17 protein-coding genes are annotated in these 15,977 nt (G+C 57.9%); 14 read left to right on the forward strand and 3 right to left on the reverse strand.

What is annotated here, in order from left to right:
- Window positions 1-4: 4 nt before the first annotated feature.
- From recF to dnaA, 3 genes are read right to left on the reverse strand one after another with little or no spacing between them, the layout of a single operon-like run.
- Window positions 5-1,108, reverse strand: coding sequence for a DNA replication/repair protein RecF (gene recF / locus ACE04F_RS09780; RefSeq protein WP_305497751.1), 1,104 nt, complete (start codon window positions 1,106-1,108; stop codon window positions 5-7).
- A gap of 14 nt (window positions 1,109-1,122) precedes the next feature.
- A complete protein-coding gene (dnaN, locus tag ACE04F_RS09785; RefSeq protein ID WP_007903001.1) occupies window positions 1,123-2,226 on the reverse strand; it encodes a DNA polymerase III subunit beta in 1,104 nt (367 codons plus the stop codon).
- A gap of 39 nt (window positions 2,227-2,265) precedes the next feature.
- Window positions 2,266-3,792, reverse strand: coding sequence for a chromosomal replication initiator protein DnaA (gene dnaA, locus ACE04F_RS09790; RefSeq protein ID WP_486106249.1), 1,527 nt, complete (start codon window positions 3,790-3,792; stop codon window positions 2,266-2,268).
- 568 nt (window positions 3,793-4,360) lie between these two features.
- Between dnaA and rpmH the strand changes: the two genes are divergently transcribed.
- The 14 genes from rpmH to ACE04F_RS09860 all read left to right on the forward strand — a co-directional run bounded on the left by rpmH (window position 4,361) and on the right by ACE04F_RS09860 (window position 15,968).
- Entirely contained in the window at window positions 4,361-4,495 is a 135-nt protein-coding gene (gene rpmH, locus ACE04F_RS09795; protein ID WP_003213577.1) for a 50S ribosomal protein L34, read from the forward strand.
- A gap of 16 nt (window positions 4,496-4,511) precedes the next feature.
- The gene (gene rnpA / locus ACE04F_RS09800) at window positions 4,512-4,913 is read left to right on the forward strand and encodes a ribonuclease P protein component (protein WP_305501422.1); all 402 of its coding nucleotides are present in this window, start codon (window positions 4,512-4,514) and stop codon (window positions 4,911-4,913) included.
- Window positions 4,906-5,151, forward strand: coding sequence for a membrane protein insertion efficiency factor YidD (gene yidD, locus ACE04F_RS09805; protein ID WP_010465488.1), 246 nt, complete (start codon window positions 4,906-4,908; stop codon window positions 5,149-5,151). The genes rnpA and yidD overlap by 8 nt, the downstream gene beginning before the upstream one ends.
- 2 nt (window positions 5,152-5,153) lie before the next feature.
- Entirely contained in the window at window positions 5,154-6,836 is a 1,683-nt protein-coding gene (yidC, locus tag ACE04F_RS09810; protein ID WP_486106252.1) for a membrane protein insertase YidC, read from the forward strand.
- A 79-nt stretch (window positions 6,837-6,915) separates the two neighbouring features.
- A complete protein-coding gene (gene mnmE, locus ACE04F_RS09815) occupies window positions 6,916-8,286 on the forward strand; it encodes a tRNA uridine-5-carboxymethylaminomethyl(34) synthesis GTPase MnmE (RefSeq protein WP_486106254.1) in 1,371 nt (456 codons plus the stop codon).
- 534 nt (window positions 8,287-8,820) lie between these two features.
- A complete protein-coding gene (gene mnmG, locus ACE04F_RS09820; RefSeq protein WP_486106256.1) occupies window positions 8,821-10,719 on the forward strand; it encodes a tRNA uridine-5-carboxymethylaminomethyl(34) synthesis enzyme MnmG in 1,899 nt (632 codons plus the stop codon).
- Window positions 10,720-10,724: 5 nt separating this feature from the next.
- A complete protein-coding gene (rsmG, locus tag ACE04F_RS09825) occupies window positions 10,725-11,360 on the forward strand; it encodes a 16S rRNA (guanine(527)-N(7))-methyltransferase RsmG (protein ID WP_486106338.1) in 636 nt (211 codons plus the stop codon).
- Between the two features lie 18 nt (window positions 11,361-11,378).
- Window positions 11,379-12,176 carry a ParA family protein gene (locus tag ACE04F_RS09830; RefSeq protein ID WP_030139029.1) on the forward strand — a complete coding sequence of 266 codons (798 nt, stop codon included), beginning with the start codon at window positions 11,379-11,381 and terminating at the stop codon, window positions 12,174-12,176.
- Window positions 12,177-12,185: 9 nt separating this feature from the next.
- Window positions 12,186-13,058: a ParB/RepB/Spo0J family partition protein gene (locus tag ACE04F_RS09835; RefSeq protein ID WP_486106258.1), complete on the forward strand. Its 873-nt coding sequence runs from the start codon at window positions 12,186-12,188 to the stop codon at window positions 13,056-13,058.
- 148 nt (window positions 13,059-13,206) lie between these two features.
- Entirely contained in the window at window positions 13,207-13,614 is a 408-nt protein-coding gene (locus ACE04F_RS09840; protein ID WP_305497745.1) for a F0F1 ATP synthase subunit I, read from the forward strand.
- Window positions 13,615-13,630: 16 nt separating this feature from the next.
- The gene (atpB, locus tag ACE04F_RS09845; RefSeq protein ID WP_305497744.1) at window positions 13,631-14,500 is read left to right on the forward strand and encodes a F0F1 ATP synthase subunit A; all 870 of its coding nucleotides are present in this window, start codon (window positions 13,631-13,633) and stop codon (window positions 14,498-14,500) included.
- Between the two features lie 132 nt (window positions 14,501-14,632).
- Window positions 14,633-14,890 carry a F0F1 ATP synthase subunit C gene (gene atpE / locus ACE04F_RS09850; protein ID WP_003097235.1) on the forward strand — a complete coding sequence of 86 codons (258 nt, stop codon included), beginning with the start codon at window positions 14,633-14,635 and terminating at the stop codon, window positions 14,888-14,890.
- Window positions 14,891-14,948: 58 nt separating this feature from the next.
- Window positions 14,949-15,419: a F0F1 ATP synthase subunit B gene (locus ACE04F_RS09855; protein ID WP_047230097.1), complete on the forward strand. Its 471-nt coding sequence runs from the start codon at window positions 14,949-14,951 to the stop codon at window positions 15,417-15,419.
- Between the two features lie 12 nt (window positions 15,420-15,431).
- A complete protein-coding gene (locus ACE04F_RS09860; RefSeq protein WP_265065375.1) occupies window positions 15,432-15,968 on the forward strand; it encodes a F0F1 ATP synthase subunit delta in 537 nt (178 codons plus the stop codon).
- The last annotated feature ends 9 nt before the right edge of the window (window positions 15,969-15,977 follow it).

Raw genomic sequence — 15,977 nt, forward strand, 5'->3', positions numbered from 1 at the left:
GCCTTCACTCCCGATGGTCGTGGGTCTGGGTGATACGGCCCTGTTCCACGTGGAACAGAGCGACTGGCGTTTCCGTCTGCCAGCCTTCCCTCAATAATTCGTGGTCTACACAGGTAATGAACACCTGGCAGCGTAAGTCTTCCAGCAAGCGGCAAAGCGCACGGCGGTGGGTCTCGTCCAGTTCGGACGGCAAGTCATCCACCAGATAAATACACTGACCGCGACGGGCCTGGCTGACCAAGTGACCCTGGGCGATACGCAAGGCGCACACCACCAACTTCTGCTGGCCGCGGGACAATATGTCCGCGGCGTTATGTGCGCCCAGTCTCAGGCGCAAGTCAGCGCGTTGTGGTCCGGCTTGGGTATGCCCCATCTGCTGATCTCGCTGCAGCGAGCCTGCCAGTACGGCACTTAACTCCCGGTCCTTGTCCCAACCTCGGTAATAGCTGAGCGTCAGTCCCTCAAGCTCAACCAGTTCGCTCAAGGTCTGTTCGAAGACCGGTTTCAAGGCTTTTATATAAGCGCGGCGGTATTCATCAATTTCGGCGCTGGCCTGGCACAGCTCCCTGTCCCAAACCGCTTGCGAAACGGCGTCAAGTGTACCATGTCGTAGCCAAGAGTTTCGCTGGCGCAGCGCCTTCTGCAAGCGCTGCCACGTGGCCATGAAACGTGGTTCCACGTGGAACACACCCCAGTCGAGAAACTGCCGACGGATCTTCGGTGCGCCTTCCAACAACCGGAAGCTGTCTGGGTTGATCAGCTGCAACGGGAGGATCTCCGCCAGCTGTGCTGCGCTACGAGCGTTTTGTCCATCGATGCGAATCTGGAACTCGCCCTGACGATCCCGTGAAATCCCCAATGCGCTGTGGCCACCTTCAGCCAGTTCAACCTGGCCAAACACCGTGCATGCCAATTGGTCGTACTGAATCACCGGCAATAGACGGGTGCTGCGAAACGAACGGGCAAGCCCAAGCAGGTGCACGGCTTCCAGGACGCTGGTCTTGCCGCTGCCGTTGGCGCCGTAAAGGATATTGATGCGGGGGGAGGGGGAGAAGGTCACCGGGTGCAGATTGCGCACCGCGGTGACCGAGACGCGACTTAAGGACATCTAGCTGATTCTGATTACAGACGCATCGGCATGACTACGTAAGCCGAATCGTCGTTGTCGGACTCCTGCACCAGCGCACTGCTGTTGGAGTCGGACAGGATCAGACGTACCTGCTCGGTGGTCATCACGCCCAGCACGTCCAGCAGATAGCTGACGTTGAAGCCGATTTCCAGGGAGCCGCCGTTGTACTCCACGCCTACTTCTTCTTCCGCTTCTTCCTGCTCCGGGTTGTTCGCCTGGATCTTCAGCTGACCGTTGGCCAGTTGCAGACGAATGCCGCGGTACTTCTCGTTGGACAGGATCGCGGTGCGGCTGAAGGCTTCGCGCAGCGCCTGGCGGTCGCCGAGTACCAGCTTGTCGCCACCCTTAGGCAGGACACGCTCGTAGTCAGGGAATTTGCCGTCCACCAGTTTCGAAGTGAAGGTGAACTCGCCCGTGGTCGCGCGGATGTGATGCTGGCCCAGGACGATGCTGACATTGCCGTCCGGCTCGGTCAGCAGGCGCGCCAGTTCCAGGATGCCTTTGCGCGGCACGATGACCTGGTGACGATCCGGCTGGCCGATATCGGCTTGCATGGAGCACATCGCCAGGCGGTGACCGTCGGTAGCCACGGCGCGGATGATGCCGGCCGAGACCTCCAGCAGCATGCCGTTGAGGTAATAACGCACGTCCTGCTGGGCCATGGCAAAACTGGTCCGCTCGATCAGGCGACGCAGCTTGCTTTGTTCCAGGCTGCAGGTCAGCGAGCCCGGGCCTTCTTCCACCGTCGGGAAATCGTTGGCTGGCAAGGTCGACAAGGTGAAGCGGCTACGACCGGCCTTGACCACGAGCTTCTGCTCATCGACCTTGATGTCGATCAGCGCGTCGTTTGGCAGGCTCTTGCAGATGTCCATCAGCTTGCGCGCCGGCACGGTGATGGAACCCGGATCGGCCGGCTCTTCAAGTTGGACACGACCGACCAGCTCGACTTCCAGGTCGGTACCGGTCAGCGACAATTGCTGGCCTTCGACAACCAGCAGCACGTTGGAAAGTACCGGCAAGGTCTGGCGGCGTTCGACGACGCCCGCGACCAGTTGCAGGGGTTTCAACAGGGCTTCGCGTTGAATGGTGAAATGCATGGTCTAGTCCCTTGCCTTAATAAGCTGCGCTGGTGGTCATCAAGTGGTCAGTGTACGCAGCAGGTTCTTGTAGTCCTCGCGGATGTCCGCGTCGGATTCCTTAAGTTCGTTGATCTTGCGGCAGGCGTGCAACACGGTGGTGTGGTCGCGTCCGCCAAACACATCGCCGATTTCCGGCAGGCTGTGGTTGGTCAGTTCCTTGGACAAGGCCATGGCCACCTGGCGCGGTCGTGCCACCGAACGCGAACGGCGTTTGGAAAGCAGATCGGAAATCTTGATTTTGTAGTATTCAGCAACGGTACGCTGAATGTTATCCACAGAGACAAGCTTGTCCTGCAGCGCCAGCAAGTCCTTCAAGGATTCGCGGATCAGCTCGATGGTGATATCGCGACCCATGAAGTGAGAGTGGGCAATCACCCGCTTGAGTGCACCTTCCAGCTCACGCACGTTGGAGCGAATACGCTGGGCAATGAAGAACGCTGCATCGTGAGGCAGCTCGACCTTGGCCTGGTCGGCCTTCTTCATCAGGATCGCGACGCGAGTTTCCAGTTCCGGCGGCTCTACGGCCACCGTCAGGCCCCAACCGAAACGTGACTTGAGGCGTTCTTCGAGGCCTTCGATCTCTTTCGGGTAGCGGTCGCTCGTGAGAATGACCTGCTGCCCACCTTCAAGCAATGCGTTGAAAGTGTGGAAAAACTCTTCCTGGGACCGTTCTTTGCGCGCGAAGAATTGAATGTCGTCGATCAGCAAGGCGTCCACCGAACGGTAGAAACGCTTGAACTCGTTGATCGCGTTCAGCTGCAACGCCTTGACCATGTCAGCCACGAAACGCTCGGAATGCAGGTAGACGACCTTGGCATTCGGATTCTTCTTTAATAGATGGTTGCCCACCGCGTGCATCAGGTGGGTCTTACCCAGGCCGACGCCGCCATAAAGGAAGAGCGGGTTGTAGCCGTGCTTGGGATTGTCCGCCACTTGCCAGGCGGCAGCCCGGGCCAGTTGGTTGGACTTGCCTTCGACAAAGTTCTCGAAAGTGAAGGTCCGGTTCAGGTAACTGGTGTGCTTGAGCGCGCCTTCGACCTGGACCGTACGTTGTTCAGCGCGTACCGGTGCCTGTTGGGAGCTTGCGCCGGCCATTGGATCGAAGCTGTCCCGGGAGGGCTCTTCGCTGACTTCGGCGACCTTCTGACCGTTGCGTTTGCTCGGGGCAGGCGCGGGCGTCGGTGCGGCATGGTTGTTGACCGGAGCTGTGGCGGTCTGCTGTGCCTGTGACGCAGCGGTGGCCAGCGGCGCATTGGGTGCTGCGCGTGGTGCCGAGCTGCGCTTGCTGCCTATTAACAAGGACAACGCAGGCGCCATGCCATTGCCATGCTCATCGAGCAGTTCCATGACCCGGCCCAGGTACTTTTCGTTGACCCAGTCGAGAACAAAACGGTTCGGTGCATAGACACGCAACTCGTCGCCTTCGGCTTCGACCTGTAGTGGACGGATCCAAGTGTTGAATTGTTGGGCAGGCAGCTCATCGCGCAAAAGCTCCACGCACTGCTGCCAAAGTTCCACTGACACGGATATCCCCTAAGTTGAAAGCCGGTGAGGCAAAAACAAGCGGCCATTGTAGCGACCGGACGTGCACTTATCCACACGCAGCTTGCTCATCGGCCATGATTTATCAGGACGTTAACTGACAGAAAGACGACCAGCGGTCGGTGGATAAGCTCTGTGGATAAGCGTGCCTGAGGTCGTTGCACAACTGGGGGCTAAACTCGGTGGATAACCGCCCTGTGGATAACCATGCATTCCACCCACAGCTTATCCGACAGCGCAGCACAGGCTGGCCACCGCTTTCCCGCCTAGTTGTCATTCTCTGTACATGGCGGACTACAAGGTCTGCGCATGGTTATCCACAGACAAGTGGCGGCGTAGCTTTTATAAGCTTTACAGAAAAGCTTTAAATAATTCCCTTCTTTATTTCTATATCTAGCGCTGTGTGATGAATCCGCCGAAAGCGGGCTGGATATCTATTTAAAGGAAACGCTGGTTGGAAATTGACCTAGAGGCTTGCTTTCTCTAGAATCCCCGGTCTCTTAAAACGGGGGCCATTCCGGCCCGTTGTGGACGAACCAGGTAACACGACATGAAACGTACTTTCCAACCAAGCACTATCAAACGCGCTCGTACCCACGGTTTCCGTGCTCGCATGGCTACCAAGAACGGTCGTGCCGTCCTGTCGCGTCGTCGCGCCAAAGGTCGTGCGCGTCTGGCAGTTTGATAATCCGGCACTGGAGGTGAGTCAGGACTTCAGTCGGGAAAAGCGTCTGCTTACACCCCGGCATTTCAAGGCAGTCTTTGACTCCCCTACCGGCAAGGTTCCGGGGAAAAATCTCCTGCTCCTTGCGCGCAGCAACGATCTCGATCACCCCCGCCTAGGGCTGGTTATCGGGAAAAAGAGCGTCAAGCTCTCCGTTCAGCGCAATCGCCTCAAACGTCTGATGCGCGAATCGTTTCGCCTGAACCAGGATTCACTGGTCGGCTGGGACATTGTTATCGTCGCGCGCAAAGGTTTGGGTGACGTAGAAAACCCCGAATTGATTCAGCATTTCGGCAAGCTCTGGAAACGCCTGGCTCGTAACAAGCCAGCACCGGTAGCCAACACCGAGACTGTAGGGGTAGACAGCACCGATGCGTAAACTGGCACTCGTTCCGATCCAGTTTTATCGCTATGCCATCAGCCCCCTGATGGCCAGCCACTGTCGTTTCTACCCCAGTTGTTCCTGCTACGCGTATGAAGCCATAGAAAATCATGGTCTTCTGCGCGGTGGCTGGCTGACCTTTCGTCGTTTAGGTCGCTGTCATCCGTGGAATCCCGGCGGTTATGACCCGGTTCCGCCTATCCCTACCTCCCGTTCTTCTTCGATGGCCGAGTAATCATGGATATCAAACGCACGATCCTGATCGTCGCCCTGGCAATCGTGTCCTACGTCATGGTCCTTAAATGGAACCAGGACTATGGCCAGGCTGCCCTGCCGACTCAGAATGTTGCAGCCAGCAATACCGCACCGAGTCTGCCGGATACAACAACTGGCAATAACACCGCCAGCAATGACGATGTTCCGCGCGCGGCGAGCGACACCAGCGCCCCAGCCGAAGCCCCTGTGGCTGCCAGCAAGGATCTGATCCAGATCAAGACGGATGTGCTCGAGCTGGCAATCGATCCACAAGGTGGCGATGTCGCTCAATTGAAGCTGCCGCTGTATCCGCGTCGCCAGGATCACCCGGAAATCCCGTTCCAGTTGTTCGACAACGGTAACGAGCGGACCTATCTGGCTCAAAGTGGCCTGATCGGTGCCAATGGCCCGGATGCAAATCCGGCCGGTCGTCCGGTTTATTCCGCCGAGAAGAAGGTCTATCAGCTGGCTGAGGGCCAGGACCAACTGGTCGTCGACCTGAAGTTCAGCAAGGACGGCGTCAATTACATCAAGCGTTTCACCCTGAAACGCGGCCTGTATGACGTAACTGTTTCCTATCTGGTAGACAACCAGAGCGCTCAGCCCTGGTCGGGTGCGATGTTCGCGCAGTTGAAGCGCGACGCCAGTGACGATCCTTCGTCCAGCACTGCCACCGGTACCGCGACTTACCTGGGCGCTGCCCTGTGGACAAGTTCGGAGCCGTACAAAAAAGTGTCCATGAAGGACATGGACAAGGCTCAGCTGAAAGAAACCGTTCAGGGTGGCTGGGTTGCCTGGTTGCAGCACTACTTCGTAACGGCATGGATTCCGCAGAAGGGCGAAAACAATGTCGTCCAGACGCGCAAGGACAGTAAAGGCAACTATATCGTCGGCTATACCGGCCCTGCATTGACTGCGGCGCCGGGTGCAAAAGTCGAGACCAGCGCAATTCTGTACGCCGGTCCGAAAAGCCAAGCCGTGCTGAAGCAGTTGTCCCCTGGCCTGGAATTGACCGTCGACTACGGTTTCCTGTGGTTCATTGCCCAGCCAATCTTCTGGTTGCTGCAACATATCCACAGCATCGTCGGCAACTGGGGCTGGTCGATCATCTTCCTGACCATGCTGATCAAGGGTATTTTCTTCCCGTTGTCGGCGGCCAGCTATAAATCGATGGCGCGCATGCGTGCAGTGGCACCGAAACTGGCTGCCTTGAAAGAACAGCATGGCGATGACCGGCAGAAAATGTCCCAGGCCATGATGGAGCTGTACAAAAAAGAGAAGATCAACCCGCTGGGTGGTTGCTTGCCGATTCTTGTACAAATGCCAGTATTCCTTGCGCTTTACTGGGTTCTGCTGGAAAGCGTGGAGATGCGCCAGGCACCGTTCATGCTGTGGATCACCGACCTGTCGATCAAGGATCCGTTCTTCATCCTGCCGATCATCATGGGCGCCACCATGTTCATCCAGCAGCAGCTGAACCCGACGCCTCCGGACCCGATGCAGGCGAAGGTCATGAAAATGATGCCGATCATCTTCACCTTCTTCTTCCTGTGGTTCCCGGCCGGTCTTGTGCTGTACTGGGTTGTGAACAACGTGTTGTCCATCACTCAGCAGTGGTACATCACGCGTAAGATCGAAGCGGCCACGAAAAAAGCCGAGGCGTAACTTGCCCTGTGGATAACCACACAAAACGCCCCCTAGTGGGGCGTTTTGCTATCTGCCATTTTTGTCTGGATACCGGTTTATGAGCGCACCGCGTGAAACCATCGCCGCCGTCGCCACCGCCCAAGGTCGCGGCGGGGTCGGCATCGTCCGTATTTCGGGGCCTTTGGCTGGCGTAGCGGCCAAGGCTATCAGCGGCCGCGAACTGAAACCGCGCTTCGCTCACTACGGACCTTTTCTTGACGCTGACAAACATGTCCTGGATGAAGGCCTGGCCTTGTATTTCCCTGGGCCGAACTCTTTCACCGGCGAGGATGTGCTGGAACTGCAGGGGCATGGTGGCCCAATCGTCCTGGACATGCTGCTCCAGCGTTGCCTCGAGTTAGGTTGCCGCCTGGCCCGGCCGGGTGAGTTCAGCGAGCGGGCCTTTCTCAATGACAAGCTTGATCTGGCTCAGGCCGAGGCGATTGCCGATCTGATCGAAGCCAGTTCCGCACAGGCTGCACGCAACGCGTTACGGTCATTACAGGGAGCGTTTTCACAGCGTGTGCATAACCTAACCGAACAACTGATCGGTCTGCGGATCTACGTCGAGGCGGCCATCGATTTCCCCGAAGAGGAAATCGATTTTCTTGCCGATGGCCACGTGTTGAGCATGCTCGACAAGGTGCGCGATGAATTATCCACAGTCTTGAGGGAAGCCGGGCAGGGGGCTTTGTTGCGCGACGGTATGACTGTGGTCATTGCCGGCCGCCCCAACGCCGGTAAGTCCAGCCTCTTGAACGCCCTGGCCGGGCGCGAGGCTGCCATCGTTACCGAGATTGCCGGCACCACCCGGGATATCCTGCGTGAACATATCCACATCGACGGCATGCCGCTGCACGTCGTGGACACCGCTGGCCTGCGCGATACCGACGACCAGGTCGAGAAAATCGGCGTGGAGCGGGCCCTCAAGGCTATTGGCGAGGCTGATCGTGTGTTGCTGGTAGTGGATGCCACTGCGCCAGAAGCAAGCGATCCTTTCGCTTTGTGGCCTGAATTCCTGGAGGTTCGTCCGGATCCGGCAAAAGTCACCTTGATTCGCAACAAGGCAGACCTGACGGGCGAAGCGATAGCCCTCGAAGTGAGCGACGATGGCCACGTCACTATCAGCCTGAGCGCGAAGGCGGGCGGTGAAGGCCTGGAGTTACTGCGCGATCATCTCAAGGCCTGCATGGGCTATGAGCAGACATCGGAAAGCAGCTTCAGCGCTCGCCGCCGGCATCTTGAAGCGTTGCGTCACGCCAGCGCCGCCCTGGAGCACGGTCGTGCGCAGCTGACCCTGGCAGGCGCCGGTGAGTTGCTGGCCGAAGATCTGCGCCAGGCGCAGCATTCCCTGGGTGAAATCACCGGAGCCTTCAGTTCCGATGACTTGCTGGGGCGGATCTTCTCCAGCTTCTGCATCGGCAAATAACGCCAATCCCGTCCAACCGGGCTGCTGCTGACAGCCAACCAAGCCCGGTTCCCCCTCTTCCTTCTCAATACGATTGCCCCTGCGGCGGCTTTGCCGTGGGCTATCGCCTGTGGATTAAGCCCTGTGAATAACTGCCGCTGAGGTCGGTTGATAAGCAGCCCTGAAAACTGGATATAACTGCCTCTGTGGATAACCGTCCCATTCATCCACAGGCTTACACCGGTTATCCAACGCTCTCATGGACAGATGAGCACAGGGTTTTGATTCTCTGTACAGCTTGAATATAAAGGCCTACAGCGTCTTATCCACAGAAACGTTGCTCAGTAAGAATAAACATAAAAACAAAGATTCTATAAATTTCTTTCTTTTTTATTTTTTTAACCGCGAGTTCTCCACAGCTGGTTAAATTTTGTGCAAAGGGTTCTTTAGAAAGGACGAAGTCCCTATACTTGCCGACCTGGCGCGAAAAACGCCCAGGGCCAGACTCAAAACCTATTTCCGAATTACCTGAATTAAGCAGGCACGAGGTGCGTGGTGGATTTCCCTTCCCGTTTTGAAGTGATCGTCATCGGCGGCGGTCATGCCGGTACCGAGGCAGCACTTGCATCAGCACGCATGGGGGCAAAAACCCTGTTGCTGACGCATAACGTGGAAACCCTCGGCGCCATGAGCTGCAACCCGGCCATTGGTGGTATCGGCAAAAGCCACCTGGTCAAGGAAATCGATGCCCTCGGCGGCGCGATGGCTATGGCCACTGACAAAGGTGGTATCCAGTTTCGCGTGTTGAACAGCCGCAAAGGTCCAGCGGTGCGCGCCACTCGCGCCCAGGCCGACCGAATCCTGTACAAGGCTGCTGTCCGTGAAATCCTGGAAAACCAGCCGAACCTGTGGATATTTCAGCAGGCGGCTGATGATCTGATCGTCGAGCAGGACCAAGTCCGCGGAGTCATCACGCAAATGGGCCTGCGTTTCTTCGGCGATTCCGTGGTACTGACCACCGGGACCTTTCTCGGTGGACTTATCCACATCGGGTTGCAGAACTTTTCCGGCGGTCGCGCTGGTGATCCGCCCTCAATTGCCCTGGCTCAACGCCTGCGTGAATTACCGCTGCGCGTTGGTCGGCTGAAAACCGGTACGCCACCGCGTATCGACGGCAAGTCCGTGGACTTCTCGGTCATGACCGAGCAGCCTGGCGATACGCCGATCCCGGTGATGTCGTTCATGGGCAACAAGGAACAGCATCCACGGCAAGTCAGTTGCTGGATCACCCACACCAATGCCCGCACCCACGAAATCATCGCGGCGAACCTCGATCGTTCGCCGATGTATTCCGCTGCCGGTGAAATCGAAGGCGTCGGCCCGCGTTATTGCCCCTCGATCGAAGACAAGATCCATCGCTTTGCCGACAAGGAAAGCCATCAGGTGTTCATCGAGCCCGAAGGCCTGACGACCCATGAGCTTTATCCGAACGGGATCTCCACCTCGCTGCCGTTCGATGTGCAGTTGCAGATCGTCCAGTCGATCCGTGGCATGGAGAACGCTCACATCGTGCGTCCGGGTTATGCGATCGAGTACGACTACTTCGATCCGCGCGATCTGAAGTACAGCCTGGAAACCAAGGTTATCGGCGGTCTGTTCTTCGCCGGGCAAATCAACGGCACCACCGGTTACGAAGAGGCCGGCGCCCAGGGATTGTTGGCCGGAGCCAACGCGGCATTGCGCGCCCAGGGCAAAGACAGCTGGTGCCCGCGTCGCGATGAGGCGTACATCGGTGTGCTGGTGGACGACCTGATCACGCTGGGCACCCAGGAACCGTATCGGATGTTCACCTCCCGCGCCGAATATCGCCTGATCCTGCGTGAGGACAACGCCGACCTGCGCCTGACCGAGAAAGGTCGCGAGCTGGGGCTGGTGGATGACGTGCGTTGGGCTGCGTTCTGCAAGAAACGCGAGAGTATCGAGCTGGAAGAGCAGCGCCTGAAGAGCACCTGGGTTCGTCCCGGTACCGAGCAGGGCGATGCCATCGCGGCGAAATTCGGCACTCCGCTGACGCACGAATACAACTTGCTCAACCTGTTGAGCCGGCCGGAAATCGATTACGTCGGTCTGGTGGAAGTCACTGGCCAGGGCGCGGAAGATCCGCAGGTGGCCGAACAGGTCGAGATCAAGACCAAATACGCCGGCTACATCGACCGTCAGCAGGACGAAATTGCCCGTCTACGCGCCAGTGAAGACACCAGGCTGCCTGTGGATATCGACTACACGAACATTTCGGGTCTGTCGAAAGAAATCCAGAGCAAGCTCGGTGCGACACGTCCCGAGACCCTCGGCCAGGCGTCGCGTATCCCCGGCGTCACCCCGGCGGCGATTTCGCTGTTGATGATTCATTTGAAAAAACGCGGCGCGGGCCGCCAGTTGGAGCAAAGCGCTTGAGTTCGATGGTCACCTCGCAACACGCTGAAGAATTATCCACAGGTGCCCGTCAGCTCGGCGTCAGCCTCACCGAAGCCCAGCACGCGCAGTTGCTGGGTTACCTGGCGTTGTTGATCAAATGGAACAAGGCCTACAACCTGACCGCCGTGCGCGATCCGGATGAAATGGTCTCGCGGCACTTGCTCGACAGTCTCAGTGCCATGTCCTTCATCGAAAACGGTCGCTGGCTGGATGTCGGCAGTGGCGGCGGCATGCCGGGGATCCCGCTGGCAATCCTGTTTCCCGACTCACAAGTGACCTGTTTGGACAGCAACGGCAAGAAAACCCGCTTCCTGACCCAGGTCAAACTCGAACTGAAACTGGATAACCTGCAAGTTATCCACAGCCGCGTTGAAGCGTTCCAGCCCGCCGAGCCGTTCAATGGGATCATCTCCCGGGCGTTCAGCAGCATGGATAACTTCAGCAACTGGACTCGCCACCTGGGCGATGCCAATACGCGCTGGCTGGCAATGAAGGGCGTTCATCCGGCCGATGAGCTGGTAGCATTGCCGGCAGACTTCCACCTCGATAGCGAACACGCCTTGGCTGTACCCGGTTGCCAAGGCCAACGCCATCTGCTGATACTGCGCCGCACGGCATGATTGGGAACACAAGCAAGAATGGCTAAGGTATTCGCGATAGCGAACCAGAAAGGTGGTGTGGGCAAGACCACCACCTGCATCAACCTCGCAGCATCCCTGGTCGCGACCAAGCGCCGGGTGCTGTTGATCGATCTCGATCCACAGGGCAACGCCACCATGGGCAGCGGTGTGGATAAACATGGTCTGGAAAACTCCATCTATGACGTGCTCATCGGTGAATGCGACCTGGGCCAGGCCATGCATTTCTCCGAGCACGGTGGTTATCAACTGCTGCCGGCCAACCGTGACCTGACGGCGGCAGAAGTGGTGCTGCTGGAAATGCAGATGAAGGAGAGTCGCCTGCGCAGCGCGTTGGCGCCGGTTCGTGAAAATTACGACTACATCCTGATCGACTGCCCACCGTCACTGTCGATGCTGACCCTCAATGCGTTGGTTGCCGCCGATGGGGTGATTATCCCCATGCAGTGTGAATACTTCGCCCTCGAGGGGTTGAGCGACCTTGTGGATAACATCAAGCGCATCGCTGAACTGCTGAATCCGGAGCTGAAAGTCGAAGGCCTGTTGCGCACGATGTACGACCCGCGCCTGAGCCTGATGAACGACGTGTCGGCCCAGCTCAAGGAGCATTTCGGCGAGCAGCTCTACGATACGGTCATTCCGCGGAACATCCGCCTGGCCGAAGCGCCGAGCTACGGCATGCCGGCCCTGGCCTATGACAAACAATCGCGTGGCGCGCTGGCCTACCTGGCCCTGGCGGGCGAGATGGTTCGCCGTCAACGCCGCCAGCCACGCATCGCTGCAGCCCAGCCAACTTAAGGAAACCCCATGGCCGTCAAGAAACGAGGTCTCGGACGTGGACTGGATGCGCTGCTCAGCGGTCCGACTGTCAGTTCGCTGGAAGAACAGGCAGTCCAGGTCGATCAGCGCGAATTGCAGCATTTGCCGTTGGACCTGATCCAGCGTGGCAAATACCAGCCGCGTCGGGACATGGACCCGCAAGCGCTGGAAGAACTGTCCCAGTCGATCAAGACCCAGGGCGTGATGCAGCCTATCGTGGTCCGCCCGATCGCCAATGGGCGGTTCGAGATCATTGCCGGCGAACGCCGCTGGCGCGCGAGCCAGCAAGCCGGCCAGGAAACCATCCCGGCGATGGTCCGCGACGTCCCGGATGAAACCGCGATCGCCATGGCGCTGATCGAGAACATCCAGCGCGAGGACCTCAATCCGATCGAGGAAGCGGTAGCCTTGCAGCGTTTGCAGCAGGAGTTCCAGCTGACCCAGCAACAGGTCGCCGAAGCGGTGGGTAAGTCCCGGGTGACCGTGGCCAACCTGCTGCGACTGATCGCCTTGCCGGAAGTCATCAAGACCATGCTGTCCCACGGCGACCTGGAGATGGGGCATGCCCGGGCTTTGCTCGGTTTGCCGGAAAATCAACAAGTTGAAGGGGCGCGACATGTTGTCGCACGCGGCCTGACCGTGCGCCAAACCGAGGCACTGGTTCGTCAATGGCTGAGCGGCAAACCCGCCCCTGTCGAAGCACCAAAACCCGATCCGGACATCGCTCGCCTGGAGCAGCGCCTGGCCGAGCGCCTGGGCTCTGCGGTGCAGATTCGCCACGGAAAGAAGGGCAAAGGGCAACTGGTGATCGGTTATAACTCCCTCGATGAGCTGCAAGGTGTTCTTGCGCACATTCGCTGAAACAATTGCCCTTGTAGCGCGCAGTCGGAAATCACTACCTTGAGGTTGAATAGGGGCAGAACCGCCCCTATACTCTGCGCGCATTTTGTCGGCACAAATTATGCCAAGTTATTGAATTCCGGCAGCCGACCATTGGAGAGCAAAAGCGATGGAAACACGCACGCCAAACCGCTTGCCGTTCCATCGTCTGGCTGTTTTCCCGGTGTTATTGACCCAGTTCGTCGTTGTACTGATCGCCGCGTTGGCGCTCTGGCAATGGAAAGGAGTCGTCGCCGGATACTCGGGTCTTTGCGGAGGCCTGATAGCCTTGCTTCCCAATATTTACTTCGCTCACAGGGCATTTCGGTTTTCCGGCGCCCGAGCAGCCCAAGCCATCGTCCGGTCTTTTTATGCCGGCGAGGCGGGGAAACTGATTTTGACGGCAGTGCTGTTTGCACTGACGTTCGCAGGTGTGAAGCCATTGGCGCCGCTGGCTGTATTCGGCGTGTTCCTGCTGACCCAGATGGTCAGCTGGTTCGCTCCCCTGCTAATGAGAACAAGACTTTCGAGACCTTAGGGCGTTTGAGGCAACCATGGCAGAGACAACCGCTTCGGGCTATATCCAGCACCACTTGCAGAACCTGACCTTCGGTCAGCTACCCAATGGCAGCTGGGGCTTTGCTCACACCGCAGCAGAAGCTAAAGAAATGGGCTTCTGGGCCTTCCACGTCGATACCCTCGGCTGGTCGGTCGCGTTGGGTCTGATCTTCGTTTTTCTTTTCCGCATGGCGGCAAAAAAAGCGACTTCCGGTCAGCCTGGTGCACTGCAGAACTTCGTTGAAGTACTGGTCGAATTCGTCGATGGCAGCGTGAAAGACAGCTTCCATGGCCGTAGCCCGGTGATCGCACCGCTGGCACTGACCATCTTCGTCTGGGTGTTCCTGATGAACGCCATCGACCTGGTACCGGTCGACTGGATTCCTCAACTGGCCATCCTGATCTCCGGCGATGCCCATATCCCGTTCCGCGCCGTGTCGACCACCGACCCGAACGCGACCCTGGGCATGGCGTTCTCGGTGTTCGCACTGATCATTTTCTACAGCATCAAGGTCAAGGGCATCGGCGGTTTCATCGGCGAACTGACCCTGCATCCGTTCGGCAGCAAGAACATCCTTGTTCAGGCACTGCTGATCCCGGTGAACTTCCTTCTGGAATTCGTGACCCTGATCGCCAAGCCAATCTCTCTGGCCCTGCGTCTGTTCGGCAACATGTATGCCGGCGAGCTGGTGTTCATCCTGATCGCTGTGATGTTCGGCAGCGGCCTGCTCTGGCTCAGTGGCCTGGGCGTGGTGCTGCAATGGGCGTGGGCAGTGTTCCACATCCTGATCATCACCTTGCAGGCGTTCATCTTCATGATGCTGACCATCGTCTATCTGTCGATGGCGCACGAAGAAAACCATTAAGGCCAGTCTCGACTAGTCTGATGTCCTTCCCGGTCAAACGGGAAGGGGCCCGAACGGGCTTGATGAAACGATTTGTTTTACCGCTTTAATCTAAAAAACCTAAACCATACGACGTAAAAGTCGGGAGGAAAGATGGAAACTGTAGTTGGTCTAACCGCTATCGCTGTTGCACTGTTGATCGGCCTGGGCGCACTGGGTACCGCAATTGGTTTCGGCCTGCTGGGCGGCAAATTCCTGGAAGGCGCTGCGCGTCAACCGGAAATGGTTCCGATGCTGCAAGTGAAAATGTTCATCGTTGCCGGTCTGCTCGACGCCGTAACCATGATCGGTGTTGGTATCGCTCTGTTCTTCACCTTTGCGAACCCGTTCGTTGGTCAGATCGCTGGCTGATTATTCGGATCTTCCGAGTAATCTGGTGTGATGGACAACGTAACTGCGAGGTGTTGGCGTGAACATTAATGCGACCCTGATTGGCCAGTCCGTTGCGTTCCTGATTTTTGTACTGTTCTGCATGAAGTTCGTATGGCCTCCGGTCATTGCGGCATTGCACGAACGTCAAAAGAAGATCGCTGATGGTCTGGACGCTGCCAGCCGAGCAGCTCGCGACCTGGAGTTGGCCCATGAGAAAGTGGGTCAGCAACTGCGCGAAGCGAAAGCTCAGGCAGCTGAAATCATCGAGCAAGCCAAGAAACGCGGTACGCAGATTGTCGACGAAGCCCGTGAACAGGCTCGCGTCGAAGCTGACCGTGTGAAGGCTCAGGCTCAAGCCGAGATCGAACAGGAACTCAACAGTGTCAAAGACGCGCTGCGTGCCCAAGTGGGTGCCCTGGCCGTTGGCGGTGCTTCGAAGATCCTGGGTGCCACAATCGATCAAAACGCGCACGCAGAGCTGGTAAACAAACTGGCTGCTGAAATCTAAGCGAGGGCGATCATGGCAGAACTGACCACGTTGGCCCGACCTTACGCTAAGGCGGCCTTCGAGCACGCTCAGGCCCACCAGCAACTGGCCAATTGGTCAGCCATGCTCGGCCTGGCAGCAGCGGTGTCGCAAGACGACACCATGCAGCGCGTGCTCAAGGCCCCGCGACTGACGAGCGCAGAAAAGGCCGCCACGTTCATTGACGTGTGCGGCGAAAAGTTCGATGCCAAGGCACAGAATTTCATCCACGTTGTAGCCGAAAACGACCGTCTCCCGCTTCTGCCGGAGATCGCCGCTCTTTTCGACCTGTACAAGGCCGAGCAAGAGAAATCGGTAGACGTGGAAGTGACCAGTGCTTTCGCATTGAACCAAGAACAGCAAGACAAACTCGCCAAGGTTCTCAGTGCACGACTCAACCGGGAAGTGCGCCTGCAAGTCGAGGAAGACAAATCCCTGATAGGGGGCGTTGTCATCCGCGCCGGCGACCTGGTTATCGATGGCTCGATTCGCGGCAAAATCGCGAAACTTGCCGAAGCATTGAAATCTTGAGTTTGAAGG

The organism is Pseudomonas sp. AGC41 (assembly GCF_057334555.1).

Coding starts and splice junctions, on each gene's coding strand:
- recF (WP_305497751.1), bottom strand. CDS start 1,108: ATGTCCTTAAGTCGCGTCTCGGTCACCGCGGTGCGCAATCTGCACCCG.
- yidD (WP_010465488.1), top strand. CDS start 4,906: ATGCGTAAACTGGCACTCGTTCCGATCCAGTTTTATCGCTATGCCATC.
- ACE04F_RS09830 (WP_030139029.1), top strand. CDS start 11,379: ATGGCTAAGGTATTCGCGATAGCGAACCAGAAAGGTGGTGTGGGCAAG.
- rpmH (WP_003213577.1), top strand. CDS start 4,361: ATGAAACGTACTTTCCAACCAAGCACTATCAAACGCGCTCGTACCCAC.
- dnaN (WP_007903001.1), bottom strand. CDS start 2,226: ATGCATTTCACCATTCAACGCGAAGCCCTGTTGAAACCCCTGCAACTG.
- rsmG (WP_486106338.1), top strand. CDS start 10,725: ATGGTCACCTCGCAACACGCTGAAGAATTATCCACAGGTGCCCGTCAG.
- atpE (WP_003097235.1), top strand. CDS start 14,633: ATGGAAACTGTAGTTGGTCTAACCGCTATCGCTGTTGCACTGTTGATC.
- mnmE (WP_486106254.1), top strand. CDS start 6,916: ATGAGCGCACCGCGTGAAACCATCGCCGCCGTCGCCACCGCCCAAGGT.
- ACE04F_RS09840 (WP_305497745.1), top strand. CDS start 13,207: ATGGAAACACGCACGCCAAACCGCTTGCCGTTCCATCGTCTGGCTGTT.
- atpB (WP_305497744.1), top strand. CDS start 13,631: ATGGCAGAGACAACCGCTTCGGGCTATATCCAGCACCACTTGCAGAAC.
- ACE04F_RS09835 (WP_486106258.1), top strand. CDS start 12,186: ATGGCCGTCAAGAAACGAGGTCTCGGACGTGGACTGGATGCGCTGCTC.
- ACE04F_RS09860 (WP_265065375.1), top strand. CDS start 15,432: ATGGCAGAACTGACCACGTTGGCCCGACCTTACGCTAAGGCGGCCTTC.
- yidC (WP_486106252.1), top strand. CDS start 5,154: ATGGATATCAAACGCACGATCCTGATCGTCGCCCTGGCAATCGTGTCC.